Below are 23,336 nucleotides of genomic sequence, written 5' to 3' on the forward strand. Positions count from 1 at the left end.
GCCGGATCAGGTTCTCTGGCCCTTAAGAGGCGTGCTCAATGGAACCCTGCGGATTTGAGTGCAATTTGAGCGATTTTCCGCGGTGGGCGGTTCCAAACAAAAAGTCGAAAAACAACCCCATGCACAGTAGCCGGGCCATTGATAACAAAGAGGATTTTTAACCCTGACAGGTCTCCGTCATGGCCGGGCTTGTCCCGGCCATCCACGTCTTGCCCGCGGCACGCAGAACGTGGATGCCCGGGACAAGCCCGGGCATGACGGCGAGTATGGAGATGCAGGGGACCTCAAAAAAATCCGCCGGAGGTTACCCTCCGGCGGACCATCTCATGCAGCCTTGTCGAGCAGCCTGCCCCGCCTCACGCCTTCATGCTCGCCTTCACGGCTTCGGCCGTGATCGGCAGCGCCCGGACGCGGGCGCCGGAGGCGTTGAAGATGGCGTTGCCGATGGCGGGCGCCACCACCGTCACCGCGGGCTCGCCGACGCCGGTGGCCTTCTCGCCATTGGCGATCACGGCGACGGCGACCTCGGGCGTCTGGCTCATGCGCAAGGGCGTGTAGCTGTCGAAATTGGTCTGCTCGATGCCACCGTCCTTGAGTGTCGCCTTCTCGTACATCGCCAGCGACAGGCCCCACAGAGCCGCACCCTCGACCTGGGCGCGGATGTTGTCGGGATGCACCTGGGTGCCGACGTCGGTTGCGACCGTGAGCTTCTTCACGGTCACCGCGCCCGACGGCGCCACCGCGACATGGGCGACGCACGCCGTCCAGCTTGCGGACTCCCGTTCCTGCGACGACACGCAGGCAACCCCCATGCCCTCGCCTTTCGGCAGCTGCTTGGTGCCGTAGCCGGACAGCCCCATCGCGGCGAGCAGCGTGTTGCGCAGCCGCTGCGCGCCGCCGCCGTTCTTGCCCGCGCCGTCGAGCAGCGAGATGCGGAACTGCGCGGGATCCTTGCCCGCCGCCGCCGCGATCTCGTCGATCATGCTTTCGACCGCCCAGAAGGTCCAGCCCGGCGCCACCGAACGGAGCTGGCCCGACGGCGTGGCGTTGTGCGCGAGCTCGTTCTTGATCGCGCGCACATAATGGTTGGGCACGGTGTAGAAGAAGTCGGCCCCGTTCACGGTGAAACTATCGAGCGAACCCTTCTTGTCGACAGCGGGCGATAACATATCGGGGATTCCCCAGCGCGCGGTCGGCCAGGCCGAGACCACGTCGTGGCTGATCGCGATGAGCTTGCCATCGCCGTCCACGCCGGCCTTGACCTTTTGATAGGTGAGCGGACGCGAGAAATCCATCGTCATGTCGTTCTCGCGCGAGTAGATCACCTTCACCGGCTTGCCGACCGCCTTCGCAGCCTGCACCGCCGGAATCATCATGTCGGCATCGAGACGCCGGCCGAAGCCGCCGCCCAGCCACATCTGGTGCATGACCACGAATTTCGGATCGATCCCGGCTGCGCCTGCCGCGATCGCGCCGGAGCGCGTCGCGAACTGGTTGCCGGAATAGATGTGCAGGATCTCGCCCTTGAACTCCGCAGTCGCGTTCATCGGCTCCAGCGGCGCGTGGATGTTGATGCTGGTGGTGTATTCCGCCTCCAGCACTTTCGCCGCCGAGCCGAACGCGGCGTTGGGATCGCCGTCCTTGACGAAGAACTGGCCGAAATCCTCCAGCGCCTGAAGCCGCTTGGCTTCATCAAGCAGCGACTGGCTCGACAGCTTGGCGTTCGGACCGCCGTCATAGGCGATCTTCAGCGCATCCGCCGCCTTGCGCGCATTGGCATAGGTGCTCGCCACCGCAACGACCCAACCGGAGGTGGTTCCAGTCTTGTCGTCGAGGATGACTGCTTTCATGAAGCCCGGCACCTTCTTGGCGCCGCTGTCGTCGACCGATTTAACCGTGGCGCCGAAGCGTACCGGCGGCGTGACCACCGCGCCATAGGCCATGCCCGGCAGCATCACATCGATGCCGTACTTCGCCGTGCCGTTGGTCTTGGAGGGGATGTCGAGCTGCGGCACCGAGACACCGATCATGGTGTATTGATCCGGCGTCTTCAGCTTGATCGCCTTCAGCTCGTCCGGCGTGAAGGTTTTCGTCGCCTTGCCGCTTTTCACGATCTCAGCAAACGACATCTGCTTCTTCGACTTCGGATGCACGATGATGGAATCGCGCACCACGAGCTCCGACGCCGGCACGCCCATGGCAGCGGCCGCGCCTTCCGTCAGTGCCATGCGGCCCGCTGCCCCCGCGCGACTCATGGCGTCGAAGTTCATCATGGTCGACCAGCTGCCGCCGGTGATCTGCGCGCCCAGGACGGGATCGTTGAACTTCGGGTCGTTGGAGGCGAGCGCGACGCGCATGTCGCTCCATTTCGCGCCCAGCTCCTCGCAAACGATCTGCGCCATGGTGGAGGCGATGTGCTGGCCCATGTCAGCCTTGCCGCAAGTGACGGTGACAAGACCGTCCGGCGAGATCGCATACCAGACGCTCGGCTCGAAATTGGCCGGCGCCGCAGCGGACGCCTGGTCGATGCCGGGCACGCCGGCATAGCCGAGCACGAGGCCGGTCGCGGCGGTGCCGACCAGGAAGGAGCGGCGGCTGAGATCAGTCGTCTCAAGGGCGACGTTTTTCACGTGCTTATTCATGAGGGCCTCCGTTCGCTGGAGGTGGCGGATGCGGTGCGCATCTCGGATGCGGCACGCATGATCGCCTTCTGGATCCGCGAATAGGTCATGCAGCGGCAGAGATTGCCGTCCATGTGAGCGACGACCTCTTCCTTGGTCGGATTGGGATTCTTCGCAAGCAGCGACGCCGCCTGCATGATCTGCCCGGACTGGCAGTAGCCGCATTGCGGCACCTGCTCGGCGATCCACGCCTTCTGCAAGGGATGATCGCCCTTGGCGGACAAGCCTTCGATGGTGGTGATCTTCTTGCCGGCGACGTCGCCGACCATGGTCTGGCACGAACGCACGGCTTCACCGTTGACGTGCACGGTGCAGGCCCCGCACAGCCCGGCACCGCAGCCGAACTTGGTGCCGGTCATCTGCAATTGCTCGCGGATCGCCCAGAGGAGCGGCGTGTCGTTCGCCGCATCCACGGACAGACTCCGCCCGTTGATGGTGAGAGTTGGCATAGGCGTCTTCCCCTGCCGGTGCATGAAGCCGCTTACGGCGGCAACTTGTCTGGCGGACGCCCACCGGGCTGGCGTCCCGCCTTGGCAGCAAGCATGATCGCGTTCACGCGCGGAGGCAAATGCAATTTGGAAGCAGTCGAAAAAGCCGGCTCTGCACTTGCTCGTTGTGCGCCGCGCCGACGGCGCCGACGCAGCCACTGGACACAACAGCACGTGTATCTGACATGCGTGCCATCGCATTCAGGCAGTTTCTTCGAGGTAACTTGGCGGACTAGACTGTGACGAAGTGAGGTCAAGCTAGCTGCCGCCGCGAACGTCCCTTCTCCCCTTGCGGGAGAAGGTGGCGCGAAGCGCCGGATGAGGGGTATCTCTCCGCGAACTCACAGACAGTTGTACACGCGGAGAGGGACCCCTCACCCGTCTCGCCGCTTGCGCGGCGAGCCACCCTCTCCCGCAAGGGGAGAGGGTGCAGCGTGGTCGCGGTCAGAATGAAGAAGAAAGGGCGGAGACAATGCCAAAGATCAATCGGGACGGCGTCGGGATCTATTACGAAGTCCATGGCGAGGGGCCGCCATTGCTGCTCACTCACGGCTATTCCTCGACGTCGGCGATGTGGCATGGGCAGGTCGATGCGCTCGCGAAAGACCACAAGCTGATCTTGTGGGACATGCGCGGCCACGGCCAGTCGGACTATCCGGACGATCCCAACGCCTACAGTGAAGCGCTGACGGTCGGCGACATGGCGGCGATCCTCGATGATGTCGGTGCGAAGCGCGCCATCATCGGTGGTCTCTCGCTCGGCGGCTACATGTCGCTCGCGTTCTATCGCGCGCATCCACAGCGAGCTCGCGCGTTGCTGATCATCGACACCGGCCCCGGTTTCAAGAAGGACGACGCCCGCGAAGCCTGGAACGCGCGGGCGCTCGCCACCGCCGATCGGCTGGATCGCGAAGGCCTCGACGTCTTGAAATCAGCAACGCGCGAGCGCGCCAGCGCCAGCCATCGCAACGCCAGAGGGCTGGCGCTTGCGGCGCGCGGCATGCTGACTCAGCGCGATGCGCGCGTGATCGAGCTGTTGCCCGAGATCAAGGTGCCGTCGCTGATCGTGGTCGGCGCCGACGACACCCCGTTCCTGGCGGCGTCCGACTACATGGCCGCAAAGATCCCCGGCGCACAAAAGGTCGTGATCCTCGCCGCCGGACACGCCGTCAACATCGATCAGCCCAAGGCTTTTGTTGACGCGGTCGAGCCTTTCCTGAAGAACTTGCCGGGATAGGCCGATCAAGCAAGGACGTAGGCGATGAAGCTGATGATGCTGGCTGCTGGCATGATGTTGCTATCGATGTCTGCGCAGGCCGAGCCGTTCGACACCATGCCGCCGCGCCGGCCCTTCGTCGCGACCTTGTCGAACAACACGCCGCTCGCCTTCGGCATGGATGCTGAGCAGACCGCGCGCGCGCTCGGGCAGCCCCTGCAATATGTGCGAGGACGTCCCGGCAACGAGATCTACCTCGCTTTGCGCAACATCGGCGGCAGCGGCTTGATCCCCTACCGCCACCGCCTGTTCCTGCAATTCCGCCATGGACGATTGGCAGGATGGAAAGAGGATTACGGCGAGAACTGGATGTGGGAGTGAGAGCGGTTGTGCGCCGACAATTCCGGATCGTCATGGCCGGGCTTGTCCCGGCCATCCACGTTCTTCCGCGCTGAGACAAGACGTGGATGCCCGGGACAAGCCCGGGCATGACGAGTTTGTGGAGCAATCCGAACTCTCAATCAATGATCAACCAACAAGGACAACCCGCGTGGGACAAGACATCAAACTGACGGCTTCGGACAATTTCCAGCTGGGCGCCTATCGCGCCGATCCCGCAGGCAGCGCGAAGGGCGCGGTGGTGGTGATCCAGGAGATCTTTGGGGTCAATCACCACATCCGCTCGGTCTGCGACCGTCTCGCAGGAGAAGGCTATGCCGCGATCGCGCCGTCGATCTTCGACCGCACGTCACCGAACTTCCAGTCGGGCTATTCGCCCGACGAGATCGCGGAGGCGCGCAAATTCGTCGCCAACCCGGACTGGGCCGCGATGCTGCGCGACGTCCAGGCGGCGATCGACGCGGCCAGAAGCGTCGGCCCCGTCGGCATCATCGGCTTTTGCCTTGGCGGCAGCGTCGCCTTCGTTGCGGCGACGCGGCTGTCGGGGCTGAAGGCCGCGATCGGCTATTACGGCGGCGCGGTGGTGCGCTTTGCGGACGAGACGCCGAAGGTGCCGACGCAGCTGCATTTCGGCGAGAAGGATGCCGGCATTCCCCTGACCGACGTCGAGACCATCAAGACGAAGCGGCCCGATGTGGAGGTCTTCGTCTATCCGGGCGCGCAGCACGGCTTCCATTGCGACGAGCGGGCGAGCTACGACAAGACCAGCGCCGACATCGCCTGGCCGCGCAGCATGGCATTTTTCGCGAAGCATTTGACGAAGTAGCGGCGACTTGCCGCCGTCATTCCGGGATGCGCCGCGAAGCGGTGCAGGCCCGGAATCCATTGGGCGTCAGAGCTAGCGGGTCGATGGATTCCGGGTTCGCGACTTCGTCGCGCCCCGGAATGACGGGAAGAGAGCGCTGCGCCACTCCTCAAGCAGAAATCGGGTGGCTGCAGCACGGCGCGCGGCGATAGAGCTGGTGGAGCAAGCAACTCGCGCCGGAGCTTCGTCATGCAGCAAGCCATCACGCACCTCGTCCTCCGCAATCCGTTCGGAACCATGGACGTTCCCTCCCCTGACGATTCCGAGGTGAGGGACTATGCCGCAACGGCATCGCTGTCCGGCGATGCAGCCGACGTCAACGCGGCGGCGTGGGCATCCGTCGCTTCGCCCTCTGATCCGCTCGAAGGCTGGTGGCAGAGCCGCTGGAACGGGGGCGCCGATCCGACCATTGTTGGCGACACGCCGGACAGATGGAAACAGGGGCGCGCGGAAATCCGCCTCGCGGGAAACCGCATCTATCTGCGCTTCGACTGGGACAATGGCCGCCGGCACGGGCTGATCGACGCGGCGCGCGAGGGCGCCGATCGCCTAGTCGGCAAGTACATCAACCTGACCACGCCGGCGATCACACGGCCATGGGTCGGGCGCGTGGTGGATGCCACACGGATCGATGGATGTTTTCCGAACGGGCGGCTGGATTTTCGAAGGTAGATCGCGGGCGGAGAAAAATCGTCGATACGACCTAAGCTGTCATTCCGGGACGCGCGTAGCGCGGGCCCGGAATCCATCGGGCCGCGGGGTCTGCGGTGGAATGGATTCTCTGATGCGCAATTGCGCATCATAGCTCGCGCTTACGCGCGCCCCGGAATGACGAGGGGAGAAAGTTGGGCTGAAGCCTAGAACCAGCGCTCGCCGACGAACACGGTGTCGCCCGGCGCCAGCGGCGTGCCGAGGGGGACGACCGCGCGCATCGCGCCGCCGGCTTCGGTGTGCGTGACTGTGACGACGTCGCGCTTGGCGCGGGGCGAGAAGCCGCCGGCGATGGCGACCGCGCTTTCGACCGTCATGTTCGGCACGTAAGGATATTGCCCTGGCGCGAGAACCTCGCCGAGAATGAAGAACGGGCGGTAGGCCTCGATCTCGACGGCGACCGAGGGCTCGCGGATATAGCCGTTGCGCAGGCGTGCGGCGATTTCGCCGGCGAGGCCCGCCGTGGTGCGGCCGCGCGCGGGCACCGCACCGATCAGCGGCATGGTGATGGAGCCGCCCGCGTCGATCGCATAGCTGTTGGTGAGACCTTCCTGGCCGTAGACCACGACGCGAAGCCTGTCGCCGGCGTCGAGATGATAGGAAGAGTCATAGCGCACCGGCGCCGCCATTGGCGCGGCGTAGCCGACCGGCATGGGCGCGGGCGAAGAGGCAAAGGAATTGCGCAGCGCGCCGATGGCGCCGCCACCTTCGGCAACCACGACCGGCTGCGGCGCGCTGTAGGGCTGACCATAGGCCATGGAGTCGAGATCGGGGCGCGGCGGCATCACCGCGACGGGGCCGGCGGTCTGCATGCAGCCGCCAAGGGCAAGCGCGGCGGACGCTGCCAGGGACGCTGCCAAGATCGACCATCGAAACGCGCGTGCAACCGGCACCGGACCTATCCCTCGAAACGAGATGGCTCCAGTCTTGCACCGGTTATGGTTAATAAAGCGTTGAGGGGGTGTTCGGCGCGACGCTGCAGCAACGAACGCGGCGCGCTCCCTTTGCCGCGTGCGGGAGAGGGTCGGGGTGAGGGTGTCTCCACAGAGGGATTCCCAACGCGGAAAGAACCCTCACCCGCATTGCATCTGCGATGCAATGCGACCTCTCCCGCAAGCAAGCGGGAGAGGTGCAGCGAGCCCGGAGCTCGCTTACGCGCTCACACCAACCCCGATCGGGCAAGACACGCCGGTGCCGCCGAGGCCGCAATAGCCGGCGGGATTCTTCGCCAGATATTGCTGATGGTAGTCCTCGGCGAAATAGAATTCGCCGGCAGGCGCGATCTCGGTGGTGATGGCACCGATCGCTTTTGCGGCGAGCGCCTTCTGATAGAGCGTTTTCGATTCCTCGGCGGCCTTTTTCTGCGCGTCGCTGAAGGTGTAGACCGCGCTGCGGTACTGCGTGCCGACGTCGTTGCCCTGGCGCATGCCCTGCGTCGGGTTGTGGCTCTCCCAGAACGTCTTCAAGAGCCTCTCGTAGGAGATCTTGTTCGGATCGAACACGACCAGCACCACTTCGGTATGGGCGGTGCGGCCCGAGCAGACCTCTTCATAGGTCGGGTTCGGCGTGTGACCGCCGGCATAGCCGACCGCGGTCACATAGACGCCGTCGCCGAGCTCCCAGAACTTGCGCTCGGCGCCCCAGAAGCAGCCGAGGCCGAACACCGCCTGCTCGAGACCGGCGGGATAAGGCGGCTGCAGCTTCGCGCCGTTGACGAAATGCGTGGTTGCGGTCGGGATGGCTTGCGCACGGCCCGGCAGCGCCTCAGTTGCGCTCGGCAATGCGGTGGTCTTGCGCATGAACAGCATGATTGGGTCTCCGAAACGAGCTGTCCGTCGCGTGAGCGAACTCAAGAGCTCGAGCGCTCAGGCGGCGTGCTCGCGATCTGGTGGGAATATAGGCATTACGCGGCAAACGGCAGACCTGTTACGCCGCCCCGAAGCTCAATCCCGGGAATAGCCGATCAGCGGTTTGCGCGGGCGGAACAGGATCATCAGCAAAATGCCGAGAATGCCGAGGACGGCGAAGACCGGCTGATCCAGCACCAGGCGGATCACCGAAGTCCAGAGCCACGGCGCCTTGGCCTCGACCCAGGTCCGGAACGCGGTCTGGCTGGCCTGATTGATGTCGTTCCAGAACTGGCCGAACCGGGTGAATTTGAGGGTCTGGTCGGCCACCCAGCGGGCGCCGTCATAGACCATGAAGATGAACCCGCCGGCGAGCAGCAACAGCCCAATCAGTCGGAAAAAGCCGCGGATCATGCCTCACCTGCCATGGTCGTCCGATCGGACGACCCTCCGGAATGTTGCCAGCCAATAGCCGGGCGACGGCAGAAATTCAACCTCTTCAGGGCGTTACCGCCCGCCTCCGGCCGTTCGAGGCCGGCTTTCCAGCCTCCGAAAGCGTTGACGGTGCCAAAGACCCTCTCTATAAGGGCGCCAACTGGCGGTGGGCGCAATCCTGCCGCCGCTGTTCTTTGAGCAGTTGCAGGCTCTTTGAGGCCTCATGTTCCCGGGACAGCCCAGCAACCGAACACCCTAAATCCGAGCGTCGATTCAGCGGTCAAGCAGCCGGCGCTACCCGACCAAGACGCGACCGGTACCGCAAAGGACATTGAGACCATGGCCAATACCACTTCCGCCAAGAAAGCGACGCGCAAGATCGCCCGCCGCACCGCCGTCAACAAGTCGCGCCGCACCCAGATGCGCGGCGCCGTGCGCACCGTCGAGGAAGCCATCAAGACCGGCGATCGCGCCGCCGCCGTCAAGGCGCTGGCGAATGCCGAGCCGGCCTTGATGCGTGCCGCCCAGCGCAACATCATTCACAAGAACAACGCCAGCCGCAAAGTCTCGCGCCTCACCGCGCAGATCGCCAAGCTCGCGAAGTAATCTCGCACATCCGATCGGTCGATCCGATCGGCGCGCCAAACAGCCCGGCATCGCGCCGGGCTTTTTTGTTGGCTGTCATATTCACGCAAGCCGTCACGGCACGATCCAATCTTCGGATTGGAAGATCTGCATCGTCTGCGCTATTCTTCGTTCCGTAATTTTACTGCCGAAATTTTGCAACAGCGGAAACTTTCACCGCGTTGCAAAAACCCCTGTGCTGCGGGCTCGAATTGAATCGGCGGGCGACGAACGCTCTGCACACCGTAGATTCACAGGAGCGTGTCTCGGCGTGGAGTTACCCTGCAAAACGAGTCTCGAAAAGCGATGACTCAATAATCACTTATCAACATAGCAGCGAGAAGCATTTGGAAAATTCGCTCGCGCGTCGGGTGCGTGACGAATTTTTAAAAGTTTTTTGGCGTAGGCGGAGAATTGTCACACGAGGCGCGGCATTTTCGATTCTGTGCACGAATCCAAAAACTTGCTTCGGAGCCTGTGAACAACTCGCGCGCGCGTTAACGCAGATCAAGTTTTTTGGTGCCTCAAGTGTGAATCAATTTCGTTGCGAGTCTTTCCGCTTAGTGTATTCCTTAAGTCGTTCGCGGCGCCCACGATCTTGAGACCAGCGCGGTTTTGGAAACGGGGCGAGCGTGCAAATCGGCGGCGGTGTGCACGTAGGCGACGCTTCAACAAGCGATTGTCGGTTCGAAACCCATAGCAATATGGGAATGGTAGCTCTTTGTCTGAATGTCTCCAAGCGGGATCTCAACTGCCCCGCTCGCGCCAGGCGCAAATGAGAGACGTCGTAAAGCTACCCCGATAGGCGCGTTGGCGAAGCCGAACGAACGGCGAGTACAGACGGGCAGGGCATCCGCGACTGGGGCTTTCAGGGGCGGCTGTCTTTCACACGCAGGACCTTGTCGTGAGCAATCACGGCGGGACGGGGAGGTATCATGTCCTACGGATTCAACGCGGTATTGACACAGTTTCGTTCTTTCGACGATGCCGTCTCCGATCCGTCAAGCGACCAGCCTCCGACGTGTGAGGGTGCACAGAGTACGCGCTGACCTCGCGACCCCTCCATCTCCGACATCGCCGATCTGACCCGCGGCGTTTCCGCCGAACGGTCGAGCCATGTCTGATGATGGACTCGCTTGAGGTCGCGCCATCCCAGGGATTTCGGCAGGACCCCTGCATGGCGCTCACAACGCAACCTTATCTCTCAAGAGAAGTTTTCTGACGATGACAATGGAACAGGATCGCTGGTCACGCGTGAAGGGTCGGCTGCGCTCGAGCGTTGGCGAAGACGTTTACACGAGCTGGTTTGCGCGCATGGATCTGGAAGGCGTGCAGGACGAGAGCGTGCGGCTCTCGGTGCCGACCCGCTTCCTGAAGAGCTGGATTCAGGCCCATTACGCCGAGCGCGTGCTGTCGTGCTGGCAAGCCGAAATGCCGGAAGTGCATCGTATCGATCTCACGGTCCGCTCGGCGGTGCGCCCGGTCGCGCAGCCGAAGGAAGCGCCCGCCCCGGTCGAGGCGCGCCGCGCGCCGACCCCGGAGCTGCGCTCGACCGCGACCGCACCGGTCTCGGCCAATCACGACGCGCTCGGCGGCTCGCCGCTCGATCCGCGCCTGACCTTCGCGAGCTTCGTCGTCGGCCGCTCCAATACGCTGGCGCATGCGGCCGCGCGCCAGGTCGCCGAAGGACGCCGCGGCGACCCCGTGATGTTCAACCCGCTCTACATCCATGCCGGCGTCGGCCTCGGCAAGACGCATCTGCTCCAGGCGGTGACCTGGGCCGGCAATTCCGGCAACGAGCGCAAGGTGCTGTATCTCACCGCGGAAAAATTCATGTACGGCTTCGTCGCCGCGCTGAAGACGCAGACGGCGCTCGCCTTCAAGGAAGCGCTGCGCGGCATCGACGTGCTCGTCATCGACGATCTCCAGTTCCTGCAGGGCAAGTCGACCCAGGCCGAGTTCTGTCACACCCTGAACGCGCTGATCGACGCCGGCCGCCAGGTCGTGATCGCAGCCGACCGTCCGCCGTCCGATCTCGAGAGCCTGGACGATCGCGTCCGCTCGCGGCTCGCCGGCGGCCTCGTGGTCGAGATGGGCTCGCTCGGCGAGGAGCTGCGGCACGGCATTCTCAAGTCGCGCGTCGCCGCGGCCCGTGCTCATCATGCGACGTTCGAGGTGCCCGAGGAGGTGCTGCATTATCTGGCGCGCACCATCACCCACAACGGCCGCGACCTCGAAGGCGCGATCAACCGTCTGCTCGCGCACTCGAAACTCAACAACCGGCCGGTGACGCTGGAGATGGCCGAGCACGAGGTGCGCGACCTGGTCCGGCCGCAGGAGCCCAAGCGGATCAAGATCGAGGACATCCAGCGCGTGGTGGCGCGGCAGTATAACGTCAGCCGCTCCGATCTGTTGTCCTCGCGCCGCACCGCCAACGTGGTCCGCCCGCGGCAGGTGGCGATGTATCTCGCCAAGACGCTGACCCTGCGCTCGCTGCCCGAGATCGGCCGCCGCTTCGGCGGACGCGACCACACCACGGTGCTGCACGCCGTGCGCAAGATCGAGGCCCTGGTCTCCAAGGACACCGCGCTGTCCGAGGAAGTGGAGTCGCTGAAGCGCCAGCTTCAGGAATAAACGCCTATTTCTTTCACCTCTCCCCGCTTGTGGGGAGAGGTCGGAATGCGCGCGCAGCGCGGATTCCGGGTGAGGGGGGGACCCTCGGCGTGTCCAACTCTCACCTCCCCTGCCGAGACCCCCCTCACCCCAACCCTCTCCCCGCAAGCGGGGCGAGGGAGCATACCTATGCCTGGGCGGCGGCCTTCGTTTGGGCGGTAAATCGTGGGGAACTGCCTCCGATCCCTTGAATCCGGGGGCCATCCGCGCCACCTTGCGCGACCCTGACAGCTTTGGTCATATCGGCAGGAATGATCCGGCTTTCCGGGGTCTTCGGTGCCGTGGCGCGCGTCCCGCCGCCCGGCCTTCTCAACGCTGTGTTTTCCTTGGGGATCGGGCGAGTAGTGCAATGAAGGTTACGGTCGAACGCGCGCAACTGCTGAAGTCGCTGGGCCATGTCCATCGCGTGGTCGAGCGCCGCAACACGATTCCGATCCTCGGCAACGTGCTGGTCCGCGCCGAGAATGCGAAATTGTCGCTGAAGGCGACCGACCTCGACCTCGAGGTGACGGAGACGCTGCCCGCGGAAACCGCGACCGCGGGCTCCACCACCGTGCCGGCGCACATGTTCTACGACATCGTCCGCAAGCTGCCGGACGGCTCGCAGATCGTGCTGGAGGCCGACGGCGACCGCGCGGTGCTGGCGATCCGCGCCGGCCGCTCGCGCTTCACGCTGCAGACCCTGCCGGAGAATGATTTCCCCGATCTCGCCGCCGGCGACATGTCGCACTCGTTCTCGCTCGCGGCCAAGGACGTCAAGCGACTGATCGACCGCACCCAGTTCGCGATCTCGACCGAGGAGACGCGCTATTACCTCAACGGCATCTATTTGCACGCCGCCGGCACCGCCAAGGCGGCGACCCTGCGCGGCGTCGCCACCGATGGCCACCGCCTCGCTCAACTCGACCTGGTCCAGCCCAAGGGCGCCGAGGGCATGCCCGGCGTGATCGTGCCGCGCAAGACCGTCGGCGAGGTGCAGCGCCTGATCGAGGACACCGAGGCCGAGATGACGATCGAGCTGTCGCAGGCAAAAATCCGCTTTACGATCGGTAATGTCGTGCTGACCTCAAAACTGATCGACGGCACCTTCCCCGACTACGGCCGCGTCATTCCGCAAGGCAACGACAAGGAGCTCGTCGTCGACAAGAAGGATTTTGAGAACGCGGTCGACCGTGTTTCGACGATTTCGAGCGAGCGTGGGCGGGCAGTAAAGCTGTCGCTGTCGGCGGGCAAGCTGGTGCTGTCGGTGACCAATCCGGATTCCGGCAGCGCGACCGAAGAGCTGGAGGTTGAATACGCCTCCGACGCCCTCGATATCGGCTTCAACTCCCGCTACCTTCTCGACATCGCCGCCCAGATCGAAGGCGACGTCGCAACCTTGAGGCTCGCCGACCCCGGCTCGCCCACCCTGGTGCAAGACCGCGACGACAAGAGCGCACTGTACGTGCTGATGCCGATGCGGGTGTGAGGGACGCTCTCTCGACCATCCATCGGAGCCGTAGGGTGGGCAAAGCTTGCGCCGTAGCTCGAAGAGCGAAGGCGAAAGCGTGCCCACCGTGCAGCAGCACGGATCGCGGCGAGACGTGGGCACGGCGCGCAAAGCGCGCCTTTGCCCACCCTACGGCATGCTCCCGCAAAGGGAGAGCGTGCGCCCATGACGAATAGCCCATGACCCCCTCCCGCATTCATCGCCTGACGCTGACGCAGTTTCGTAATTATCGGGCGGCGGGGCTCGAGACGGCGGCTGACATGGTGGCGCTGGTCGGGCCGAATGGGGCGGGCAAGACCAATTGCATCGAGGCGATCTCGTTCCTGTCGCCGGGGCGCGGCCTGCGGCGCGCGACGCTGGAAGACGTCGCCGACAACCAGGGCGACGGCTCCTGGGCGGTGTCGGCGCAGGTCGAGGGCGCACTGGGGCTGGCGACGCTCGGCACCGGCATCGATGCGCCGCGCACTGACGCCGCCGTCAGCCGGCGCTGCCGTATCGACCGCGAGCCGGTCAATTCCGCCGCCAGCTTCGGCGATCACATCCGCATGGTGTGGCTGACGCCGGCGATGGACGGGCTGTTCATGGGCGCGGCCTCCGAGCGGCGGCGCTTCTTCGACCGCCTGGTGCTTGCCATCGACAGCGACCATTCCAGCCGGATCAACGCACTGGAACGCTCGCTTCGCTCGCGCAACCGCCTGCTCGAGGCGCGCAATTACGACGATCATTGGTGTGACGCGATCGAGCGCGAGACCGCCGAGCTTGCGGTCGCGGTCGCAGCAACGCGCGGCCAGACCGCGGCACGGCTGACCGGCATGCTGAACGCGCGGGCGCAACAATCCGCTTTCCCGTCGGCGCAAATCGCGCTCGACGGCTGGATGGAGAACGCGCTGCTTCAGGAGACCGCGACGTCGGTCGAGGACCGCTACCGCCAGATCTTGCGCGACAACCGTCCACGCGACGCCATCGCCGGCCGCACCACCGACGGCCCGCATCTCACCGACCTCCAGGTGGTCTATGCGCCCAAGAGCATGCCGGCGCGCGATGCCTCCACTGGCGAGCAGAAGGCGCTCTTGATCGGCCTCGTGCTGGCGCATGCGACGCTGGTGGCGGAAATGACCGGCATCGTACCACTGCTGCTGCTCGACGAGGTGGTCGCCCATCTCGATCCGAACCGGCGCGCGGCGCTGTTCGAGGAGTTGAAGAAGCTCGGCGCGCAGGTGTGGCTGACCGGCGCCGATCCGGCCGCCTTCGCCGAGATCGGCGCGGCAGGCGAGGTCTTTGACGTCGAGAGCGGACGCGTCTCCGCCCGAAGCTAGGCCGCCGCATTGAACCCGCCCGGTTCCGTCAGCGACTAGCTGCCTGAGGCCGCTGGAGGCGGCCATCGCGCAGGATTTCCAACCACGCGCGATATCCTTGGAGCGTGAGCATGACGACGGTGAGGCCTGGGGTGCGAGCCCCGGCACGATGGCAAGTTTTTGCGTGCGGCCTTGCTCTCTTCGCAAGCTGCCTGCTCGCGGCAAGCGCCGGCGCCTTTGTGTCGAATCTGCCGCCGCTGTTTTCTGCCGCGCTCACGCTGGATCCGGATGCCAAGCTGCCTGCGCCGACCCGCTACAGCTATCGGGGGATCCACACCACCGTTATGCCAGGCATCGAAGCCCCGCTCCGGACCAGGCTCGAAGCCCGCGTGCCCGCTGAGCTCAGCAACGTCCTCGCCTTCTATCGCACGGAGCTCGGAAAGCTCGGCTGGCGGGAACAGGATGGCACGGTTGTCACCGCCGATCACGTCCGCCTCGACTTCGTCTCCCCGGTCGGGCCGGCAGCGCTGGAGCTCGACCGCAAGAGCGGCAGCACCTCGGTCCATCTCGTGCAGAAGAATTCGGATGTCGCGAGCCGGGCGAACGTCCTGCCCGCACCCGGCCAGGCGAAGCTGGTGTTCAGCAACATCGGCGAGCAGGAAGCCGTGCTCACGATCAACGAGCAGACCATCCCGCGCCCCGCCCGCGCGAACGCGGTCGCGCTGGATCTGCCGCCCGGCAAATACTCCTACAAACTGGACGTGCCGGGCCATCCAGCCACCGCGAACAGTCTCACCGTCGCAGCGGGCGATACTTGGGAGCTCACGGTCGGACGCGACGGCGACGCTTGGCCGCCGCTCCAGCTGTATTGAGTCCTGTCTGCTATCGGCCCACGGCGCCGCTCGCGCGCCGCCTGTTGGAACAGTCCAGCTCCTGCCGCGGCTCCTCATCTGAGGCCGCGTGCCGACGGTGTCGCAGCCTGCCATTGTGTAGTGCTGCAATTTCAAAAGTTCACCTCGCGCAGGTTGAAAGATCACTCCTCTGCGGCGCAGGCCGGCCCTTGGAAGCGGGGCCCTGTCCCGACCTCCTGATTGCGTCCAACTTTCGGATTTTTTATCCTATCCGAATACGAGAGTGATTCGGCATTGCTCGGTCCGATTGCAGTAGCTAAAAGGCGCGAGTCGAGCACCGTGCCATCACGGCGCGTGCGGGAACTCCCGCGGCACGACACTAGGGGGTGACGTGGAGCTTCATCGAGGGAAGCAAACGGCCGTCCAGGCGCTGACGGTCGCTGGTCTTTTGAGTTGGTGGTTCATACGAGCGTCGGTGCTCCTTCCAGCCTTGAGCTTGGACGTGGCAACACGACCGGTCATGCGATGGCGGACGGCTTTTAGGGCCGTGAACTGGGACGCGGCGACGCAACGGGCGATGCGAGTGTTCATGGCCTTCGGTGCGACGTGCGGTGTCCTATCGTTGATCGCCGTCGCCGTTACCACCGTGGTCATCCTTAGCCAGCCGGCAAAACCCTATCCGCGAATAACCGTCTACAGCAGTGGACGCAATCCCGGTCCGATATTGGTCGAGTTCGGCCACCGCTAATGCAGGACAAAGTTCCGATCCCGCACTCATCATTGCGCTACTGATCGGCGCATTTCTCGCGCTGCGGATTTGGTATGCGAACTATTTAGCAAGGATGACGAAGGCTGAGCGAGAGGCCGAGGACAGGCTGCACGACTCCGATCAAGTTTGGTGATAGCCGCTGCTTACAGACGTGAGCTGGCCGTGAAATGATACAAGATCGGCGTTGTCGAAGAGCCAAAGACGTTTGAGATATGGAAGCCGGTTTCACCCACGCGCGAGGCTGATGCCGCGCGATCAGCAGTGTCATAGCCGTTACCGGAGACGCCGGAATTGGGAGAGTAAAGCGTCACCTCAGACTTTTGGCGAGCCATTCCGAAGCTCTAAGGCACCCCGGAACCACTCGTCCAAGCCCGCGAAATCCACGCCTTTCGCGACCCAAAACGGGCCGTCGAATCGCGCTTTTTGCAGCGCCCTGAATCGGCTTTCGAAAGCCTTGAAAATCGGTCCAAAAACCCCATCTTCCCAAAGGGTTGCGAGGAGATACTTTGCGCTAGGCGCAAACCCTCTTTCATGGCACAAATAGCCTGCAAATCAGCGCCTTTTGCGCCGCTGATTCGGGCGACATCTCAAAGGCCTCTCATGACAGAACCTGCTCGGCAGCCGCGTGCCGAAAACGAGCCCTCCAACGCGAGCGACTATGGCGCGGAATCGATCCGCGTGCTCAAGGGTCTCGATGCCGTCCGCAAGCGCCCGGGCATGTATATCGGCGATACCGACGACGGCTCGGGCCTGCACCACATGGTGTACGAGGTCGTCGACAACGCCATCGACGAGGCGCTGGCGGGTCACGCCACGCGCGTCGACGTCATCCTCAACGCCGACAATTCCGTCACGGTGCGCGACGACGGCCGCGGCATTCCCGTCGACATCCACAAGGGCGAAGGCATCTCCGCCGCCGAGGTCATCATGACCCAGCTCCATGCCGGCGGAAAGTTCGACCAGAATTCCTACAAGGTCTCCGGCGGCCTGCACGGCGTCGGCGTCTCCGTCGTCAACGCACTGTCCAGCAAGCTCGGCTTGCGGATCTGGCGCGACAACAAGGAGCACTACATCGAGTTCGCCCATGGCGATGCCGTGGCGCCGCTCGAGGTCGTCGGCGATGCGCCGGGCAAGCGCGGCACCGAGGTGACGTTCCTGGCCTCGACCGAGACCTTCAAGAACGTCGAATATGATTTCGCCACGCTCGAGCATCGCCTGCGCGAGCTCGCCTTCCTCAATTCCGGCGTCAACATCGCGCTCTCCGACATGCGCCATGCGGTCGAGAAGCGCGAGGAGATGCACTATTCCGGTGGCGTCGAGGAATTCGTCAAATATCTCGATCGCAACAAGAAGGCGATCGTGCCGGCGCCGATCATGGTTCGCTCGGAAGCCAACGGCATCGGCGTCGAGGCCGCTTTGTGGTGGAACGACAGCTACCACGAGAACGTGTTGTGCTTCACCAACAACATCCCGCAGCGCGACGGCGGCACCCATCTGGCCGGTTTCCGCGGCGCGCTGACGCGCCAGGTCAACGGCTATGCCGACGCGAATGCGAAAAAGGAAAAGATCGCGCTGACCGGCGACGATTGCCGCGAAGGTCTCACCGCCGTGCTGTCGGTGAAGGTGCCGGACCCGAAGTTCTCGTCGCAGACCAAGGACAAGCTGGTGTCCTCGGAGGTGCGCCCAGTGGTCGAGAACGTCCTCAACGAGGCGCTCCAGGCCTGGTTCGAGGAGCACCCGAGCGAAGCCAAGATGATCGTCGGCAAGGTGATCCAGGCCGCCGCGGCCCGCGAAGCCGCACGAAAGGCGCGCGAGCTGACGCGCAAGAGCCCGCTCTCGGTCTCGTCGCTGCCCGGCAAGCTTGCCGACTGTCAGGAAAAGGATCCGGCCAAATCCGAGCTCTTCATCGTCGAGGGTGACTCGGCAGGCGGCAGCGCCAAGCAGGGTCGCAACCGCGAATTCCAGGCGGTGCTGCCGCTGCGCGGCAAGATCCTCAACGTCGAACGCGTCCGCCCCGACAAGATGCTGTCGTCGGAGCAGATCGGCACGCTGATCACCGCGCTCGGCACCGGCATCAGCGACGACTTCTCGGTCGAGAAGCTGCGCTATCACAAGATCATCGTGATGACGGACGCCGACGTCGACGGCGCCCACATCCGCACGCTGCTGCTTACCTTCTTCTACAGGCAGATGCGCGACATTATCGACGGCGGCTATCTCTACATCGCCCAGCCGCCGCTTTATAAGGTCTCCAGAGGCAAGTCCGAGCAATATCTGAAGGACGAGCGGGCGCTGGAGGATTACCTGATCGACGCCGGGCTCGACGATTGCGTGTTCGTTCCCGGCACCGGCGGCGACCGCACCGGCCGCGACCTGCGCTCGCTGGTCGACGACGCCCGCGTCGTCCGCAGCATCCTGCGCAATTTGCACAGCCGCTATAATCGCAAAGTGGTCGAGCAGGCCGCCATCACCGGCGTGCTGAACAAGTCGATCTACGGCAATCCCGAGAACGCCACGGCCGCCGCGCAATACATCGCGAACCGGCTGGACAACCAGGCCGAGGAGGTCGAGCGCGGCTGGGTCGGGCAATTCGTCGAAGGCCAGGGGTTCCTGTTCGAGCGCACCGTGCGCGGCGTCAAGGAAGCCGCCGTCATCGACGACGCACTGCTCGGCTCGGCCGAGGCCCGCAAGCTCGACGAGTACACGACGAAGCTCCAGGACGTCTACGCCCGCTCCGGCAAGCTGCGGCGCAAGGACTCAGAGCACGTGGTGCACGGTCCGGTCGATCTGTTCGAGGCGGTCACCGATTCCGGGCGCAAGGGCATCGCGCTGCAGCGCTACAAAGGTCTCGGCGAGATGAACCCGGAGCAGCTCTGGGAGACCACGCTCGACACCGAGGCGCGCTCGCTCTTGCAGGTGAAGGTCAAGGAGGTCGACGAGGCCGACGACATCTTCACCAAGCTGATGGGCGACGTGGTCGAGCCGCGCCGCGACTTCATCCAGGAACATTCGCTGAGTGCGACGATCGATATCTAGCGCGCGACGCGTTTTTGCTTGACCGGTGCTGACCGCGAGCAAAGATCACCTCTCCCGTAGGGAGAGGTCGGAGCGCATCGATAGATGCGATCCGGGTGAGGGGATGTGATTTCACTGGGTGTCGCGGCCCCTCACCCGGATTGCACTGGACGATGCTTCGCATCGCCAGGCGCAATCCGACCTCTCCCCGTCGGGGAGAGGTGAGGCCCCCCGGGCCTGCATGGTTCGAGACGCGCGTTCCGCGCTCCTCACCATGGGTCTTACACGCTCGCTGAGGTTCGCAGGCCTTTCTACGCAGCCAGCGCAATTGCTCCCGCGCTCAATTCTCTGTAGTTTCCGCCTCCGAAACAGCCCCACCAACAGGACAGCGAGAACCCCGTGGCGCCCATCCAATACATCGTCGAGGGCGGTCACCGGCTCTCGGGTTCGATCGAGCCGTCCGGCAACAAGAACTCGGCGCTGCCGATCATCGCAGCGGCCCTGCTCACCGAGCATCCGGTGACGCTTCAGAACGTGCCGCGTATCCGCGACACCGAGACGCTGGTCGAACTGATCCGCTCGGTCGGCGCCGCGGCGGAGTGGACCGCGCGCAATACGCTGCGCATCCATGCCAAGAGCATCCGCGCCGCCGATCTCGACCCCGAGCTGTGCGTGCGCATCCGCGCCTCGATCCTGCTCGCGGGCCCCCTGCTCGCCCGCTGCGGCGAAGTGATGCTGCCGCCGCCCGGCGGCGACGTCATCGGCCGTCGACGGCTCGACACCCATGTGCTGGCGCTGGAGCAACTGGGGGCAAAGGTCACCGCGACCGACCGGCTCGAATTCCGCGCGCCGAAGCTCGCCGGTGCGGACGTGTTCCTGGACGAGCCGAGCGTCACCGCGACCGAGAACGCGCTGGTCGCGGCTGTCGCCGCCGACGGCGTCACCTATCTGCGCAATGCCGCGTCCGAGCCGCATGTGCAGGACCTCGCCAATTTCCTGGTCGCGCTCGGCGCGAAGATCGAGGGCATCGGCACCAACACCATGATCGTGCACGGTCCGGCGACGCTGGGGGAAGCGACCTACTCCATTCAGCCCGACCATATCGAGGTCGGCTCGCTGATCGGCCTTGCCGCCGTGACGCGCTCGCCGTTACGCATCGTGCGCGCCGGCGTCGAGCACCTGCGCTCGATCCGCATGGGGTTCGAACGGCTCGGCATCGTCTGCCGCGTCGAGGGCGACGACCTCATCGTGCCCTCGAACCAGACGCTGAAGATCCAGGACGATTTCGGCGGCCACGTGCCGAAGCTGGAGGACCAGCCCTGGCCGGCCTTCCCGGCCGATTTGATGTCGATCGCGATCGTCACCGCCACGCAATGCGAGGGCGTGATCCTGATGTTCGAGAAGATGTTCGAATCGCGGATGTTCTTCGTCGACAAGCTGATCGCGATGGGCGCGCGCATCGTGCTGTGCGACCCGCATCGCGCCATCATCGCCGGCCCCAGCCGCCTCCGCGGCGCGCCGATGACCTCGCCCGACATCCGCGCCGGCATGGCGATGCTGCTCGCCGCCGTCTGCGCCGAGGGCACCTCGACCATCAACAACGCCGACCAGATCGAGCGCGGCTACGAGCGCATCGAGGAACGGCTGAACGCACTGGGTGCGAAGATCAAGCGCGTGCCGGAACGGAAGGGCTAGCTCTTCCCTTCTCCCCTTGCGGGAGAGGGCAAAAAAGCTAACGCACCATCTCGTGCCCCGAACGCGGTATCGTAGGGTGGGCAAAGCGAAGCGTGCCCACCGCTTCTGTTGCGATGTTGGATCGATGGTGGGCACGGCGCAAGCGCGCCTTTGCCCACCCTACGATTCCTGAGGCACTTCGCCTCTTCCGCCTGCGGGGAGAGGGAGAACAGACCGCTTTCCTCACTCACTCGTGCCCCGGACGCAGCGCAGCACGTCAGTGATGCGCTGCTGAGCCGGGGCCCATGCCGCCAAGAGTCCAGCCCGTGGCTTCTGGGTCCCGGCTCGCGCTTCGCGCGTCCGGAACACGAGAGCCATGTTTTCGACGTGTGGCTGTGCTAAGGACCGGCCATGCTCGACACCGTCCATCGTCATTCGCAGCCGCGAGCCGGCGTGCCGCAAAATCATCTCGCCGACGAATTCGCCGAGACGCTGCGGCTGGCCGTGCCGATGATGCTGACGCAGCTCGGGCAGATCGCGATGATCACGACCGATCTCGCGATGATCGGCCGGCTCGGCGAGGACGCGGTGGCCGCGGCGGCGCTGGCGCATACGGTCTATTTCGTCAGCTTCACCTTCGGACTCGGATTGATGTCGGCGGTGTCGCCGCTCGCCGCGCAGGCCTTCGGCGCCGGCGATGTCAGGCTGATCCGCCGTTCCTTGCGCGTCGGGTTGTGGGTCGCGCTGCTGATCTCGCTGCCGATGATGGCCTCGCCGCTCTATGGCGAGCAGATCCTGCTCGCGCTCGGGCAGGCGCCGGATTCCGCCGCGCTGGCCCAGCGCTATCTCAACGGACTGGCCTGGGGCATTGCGCCGGCGCTCGGCTTCATCGCGCTGCGCAGCATGATGAGCGCGGTGAACCGGCCGCAGGCTCCGCTGTGGATCACGCTCGCCGCGATCCCCGCCAATGCCGCGCTGGTCTATGTTCTGATCCATGGCCTGTTCGGCCTGCCGAAGCTCGGCCTGTTCGGCGCGGGGCTTGCGACCACGCTGGTCAATCTCGGCACCTTCCTCGCCGCGCTCACGATTGCCGCATGGCGAAAGCCGTTCGCGGACTATCATCCGCTCGCCCATCTCTGGCGGATCGACTGGCCCTTGATGCGCCAGCTCATCGCGATCGGCGCGCCGATCTCGTTCTCGCTGCTGATGGAATACGGCCTGTTCTCCTCGGCCGCGCTGCTGATGGGGCTGATCTCGACCACCGCGCTCGCCGCACATCAGATCGCGCTCCAGGTCACCGCCGTGCTGTTCATGGTGCCGCTCGGCATCGGCATGGCTGCCACCGTGCGCGTCGGCCACGCCTTCGGCCGCAACGAGCCGCTCGCGGTGAAACGCGCAGGGCTGGTCGCAGCCGTGCTCGGGATCGTCCTGGTCTCCGCGCTGACCATCGCCATCATCCTCGGCCGCTACCAGCTCGGACGACTGTTCTTCGGCTCTGGCGAGGCAAGCGCGGCAACCATCGAGCTGACAGCGACACTGCTGGTGGTCGGCGCGACCTTCTTCATCGCCGACGGCCTCCAGACCATCATGGGCGGCGCGCTGCGCGGCATCAACGACACCAGGATGACGCTGCTGTTCGCGGTAATCGGCTATTGGTGCGTTGCCTTCCCGACTGGCTGGCTGCTGGCTTTCAACGCCGCCCTTGGCGCAGTCGGCGTCTGGATCGGGTTCTCGATCGGGACCTTCGTCTATGCCGGTCTCCTGATCTTGCGCTTCCGCATGCTGACGCGCAGATTGGCGGGATGATCGGGACAGTCCGCGAAGTCACCCCCAATGTCGATGCCGGCACGGTGCTATCAGGCGCGCAGTTCATCGACGCGTTTCGCGTGGAGATCGGCGCCGCGACCGTGAATGCCCGCGAGGCCTGCATCCGGATGGTGCTGCACGGGCCGCGCTGGATCGACGCGCTGCTGCGCCTGCGCAACATCCTGGTCGCACCGTTCGGGCTGAAAACATCCGGCGAGGGCGCGCCGGCGCCGCACGGCCTGATCGGCCTGTTTCCGGTGGTCAGCGAAACGCCCGAGCGTCTGGTCGCGGGCTTCGATGACTATCATCTCGACTTCCGCATCGTGGTCGATGTGGAGGGCACCGCGGCGGGCCGACAGGTCACCTCGACCACGCTGGTGCGGACGCACAATCTCCTCGGCCGGACCTACCTCACGCTGATCATGCCGTTTCACAAGCTCGTCGTTCGCAGCATGATGGGGCGGATCGTGGAGCCGGCCAGCTAGCCCGGCGATGAAC

Annotated in this window: 18 protein-coding genes; 13 read left to right on the forward strand and 5 right to left on the reverse strand. The window is 64.8% G+C overall.

The genetic code is table 11. The features are described from left to right. Positions 1–356: 356 nt before the first annotated feature. Complete coding sequence (locus CWO91_RS03650) at positions 357–2,642, reverse strand: xanthine dehydrogenase family protein molybdopterin-binding subunit (RefSeq protein ID WP_130212277.1); 2,286 nt, start codon at positions 2,640–2,642, stop codon at positions 357–359. Next, positions 2,639–3,130, reverse strand: coding sequence for a (2Fe-2S)-binding protein (locus CWO91_RS03655; RefSeq protein ID WP_130212278.1), 492 nt, complete (start codon positions 3,128–3,130; stop codon positions 2,639–2,641). Before CWO91_RS03655 ends, CWO91_RS03650 begins: the two co-directional genes overlap by 4 nt. A gap of 511 nt (positions 3,131–3,641) precedes the next feature. On the opposite strand from CWO91_RS03655, the gene CWO91_RS03660 reads away from it, so the two are divergent. The 4 genes from CWO91_RS03660 to CWO91_RS03675 all read left to right on the forward strand — a co-directional run bounded on the left by CWO91_RS03660 (position 3,642) and on the right by CWO91_RS03675 (position 6,321). Continuing rightward, complete coding sequence (locus tag CWO91_RS03660) at positions 3,642–4,406, forward strand: alpha/beta fold hydrolase (RefSeq protein WP_130212279.1); 765 nt, start codon at positions 3,642–3,644, stop codon at positions 4,404–4,406. 24 nt (positions 4,407–4,430) lie between these two features. Continuing rightward, positions 4,431–4,766, forward strand: coding sequence for a hypothetical protein (locus CWO91_RS03665; RefSeq protein WP_130212280.1), 336 nt, complete (start codon positions 4,431–4,433; stop codon positions 4,764–4,766). A 169-nt stretch (positions 4,767–4,935) separates the two neighbouring features. Beyond that, the gene (locus CWO91_RS03670) at positions 4,936–5,610 is read left to right on the forward strand and encodes a dienelactone hydrolase family protein (RefSeq protein WP_130212281.1); all 675 of its coding nucleotides are present in this window, start codon (positions 4,936–4,938) and stop codon (positions 5,608–5,610) included. Positions 5,611–5,838: 228 nt separating this feature from the next. Beyond that, positions 5,839–6,321, forward strand: a complete 483-nt coding sequence (locus CWO91_RS03675; protein ID WP_130212282.1) for a hypothetical protein — start codon at positions 5,839–5,841, stop codon at positions 6,319–6,321. A 185-nt stretch (positions 6,322–6,506) separates the two neighbouring features. Here CWO91_RS03675 and CWO91_RS03680 read toward each other — a convergent pair whose 3' ends face one another. The 3 genes from CWO91_RS03680 to CWO91_RS03690 form a co-directional block, all read right to left on the reverse strand. After that, positions 6,507–7,253 (reverse strand): polysaccharide biosynthesis/export family protein, encoded by a 747-nt coding sequence (locus CWO91_RS03680; protein ID WP_130212283.1) that lies wholly within the window; start codon positions 7,251–7,253, stop codon positions 6,507–6,509. Between the two features lie 258 nt (positions 7,254–7,511). Then, on the reverse strand, positions 7,512–8,168 hold the full coding sequence (gene msrA, locus CWO91_RS03685) for a peptide-methionine (S)-S-oxide reductase MsrA (RefSeq protein WP_130212284.1): 657 nt from the start codon (positions 8,166–8,168) through the stop codon (positions 7,512–7,514). A 135-nt stretch (positions 8,169–8,303) separates the two neighbouring features. Further along, positions 8,304–8,621 carry a hypothetical protein gene (locus CWO91_RS03690; protein ID WP_091898220.1) on the reverse strand — a complete coding sequence of 106 codons (318 nt, stop codon included), beginning with the start codon at positions 8,619–8,621 and terminating at the stop codon, positions 8,304–8,306. Between the two features lie 360 nt (positions 8,622–8,981). Between CWO91_RS03690 and rpsT the strand changes: the two genes are divergently transcribed. From rpsT to CWO91_RS03740, 9 genes are all read left to right on the forward strand, one after another. Further along, the gene (gene rpsT, locus CWO91_RS03695; protein ID WP_027549990.1) at positions 8,982–9,248 is read left to right on the forward strand and encodes a 30S ribosomal protein S20; all 267 of its coding nucleotides are present in this window, start codon (positions 8,982–8,984) and stop codon (positions 9,246–9,248) included. Positions 9,249–10,490: 1,242 nt separating this feature from the next. Then, positions 10,491–11,900: a chromosomal replication initiator protein DnaA gene (dnaA, locus tag CWO91_RS03705; protein ID WP_027572414.1), complete on the forward strand. Its 1,410-nt coding sequence runs from the start codon at positions 10,491–10,493 to the stop codon at positions 11,898–11,900. 388 nt (positions 11,901–12,288) lie between these two features. Then, positions 12,289–13,407: a DNA polymerase III subunit beta gene (gene dnaN, locus CWO91_RS03710; protein ID WP_091898217.1), complete on the forward strand. Its 1,119-nt coding sequence runs from the start codon at positions 12,289–12,291 to the stop codon at positions 13,405–13,407. 200 nt (positions 13,408–13,607) lie between these two features. Continuing rightward, a complete protein-coding gene (gene recF, locus CWO91_RS03715) occupies positions 13,608–14,744 on the forward strand; it encodes a DNA replication/repair protein RecF (RefSeq protein ID WP_130212285.1) in 1,137 nt (378 codons plus the stop codon). Positions 14,745–14,854: 110 nt separating this feature from the next. Then, complete coding sequence (locus CWO91_RS03720) at positions 14,855–15,595, forward strand: hypothetical protein (protein ID WP_130212286.1); 741 nt, start codon at positions 14,855–14,857, stop codon at positions 15,593–15,595. 1,348 nt (positions 15,596–16,943) lie between these two features. After that, complete coding sequence (gene gyrB / locus CWO91_RS03725; protein WP_130212287.1) at positions 16,944–19,379, forward strand: DNA topoisomerase (ATP-hydrolyzing) subunit B; 2,436 nt, start codon at positions 16,944–16,946, stop codon at positions 19,377–19,379. Between the two features lie 378 nt (positions 19,380–19,757). After that, positions 19,758–21,053 (forward strand): UDP-N-acetylglucosamine 1-carboxyvinyltransferase, encoded by a 1,296-nt coding sequence (murA, locus tag CWO91_RS03730; RefSeq protein ID WP_091898209.1) that lies wholly within the window; start codon positions 19,758–19,760, stop codon positions 21,051–21,053. 390 nt (positions 21,054–21,443) lie between these two features. Continuing rightward, on the forward strand, positions 21,444–22,838 hold the full coding sequence (locus CWO91_RS03735; RefSeq protein WP_130212288.1) for an MATE family efflux transporter: 1,395 nt from the start codon (positions 21,444–21,446) through the stop codon (positions 22,836–22,838). Further along, positions 22,835–23,323 (forward strand): DUF2867 domain-containing protein, encoded by a 489-nt coding sequence (locus CWO91_RS03740; protein WP_130212289.1) that lies wholly within the window; start codon positions 22,835–22,837, stop codon positions 23,321–23,323. The genes CWO91_RS03735 and CWO91_RS03740 overlap by 4 nt, the downstream gene beginning before the upstream one ends. Positions 23,324–23,336 lie beyond the last annotated feature (13 nt).

Origin of the sequence: Bradyrhizobium genosp. SA-3, assembly GCF_004212635.1 — a bacterium.
In the GTDB taxonomy this organism is placed as follows: Bacteria; Pseudomonadota; Alphaproteobacteria; order Rhizobiales; family Xanthobacteraceae; genus Bradyrhizobium.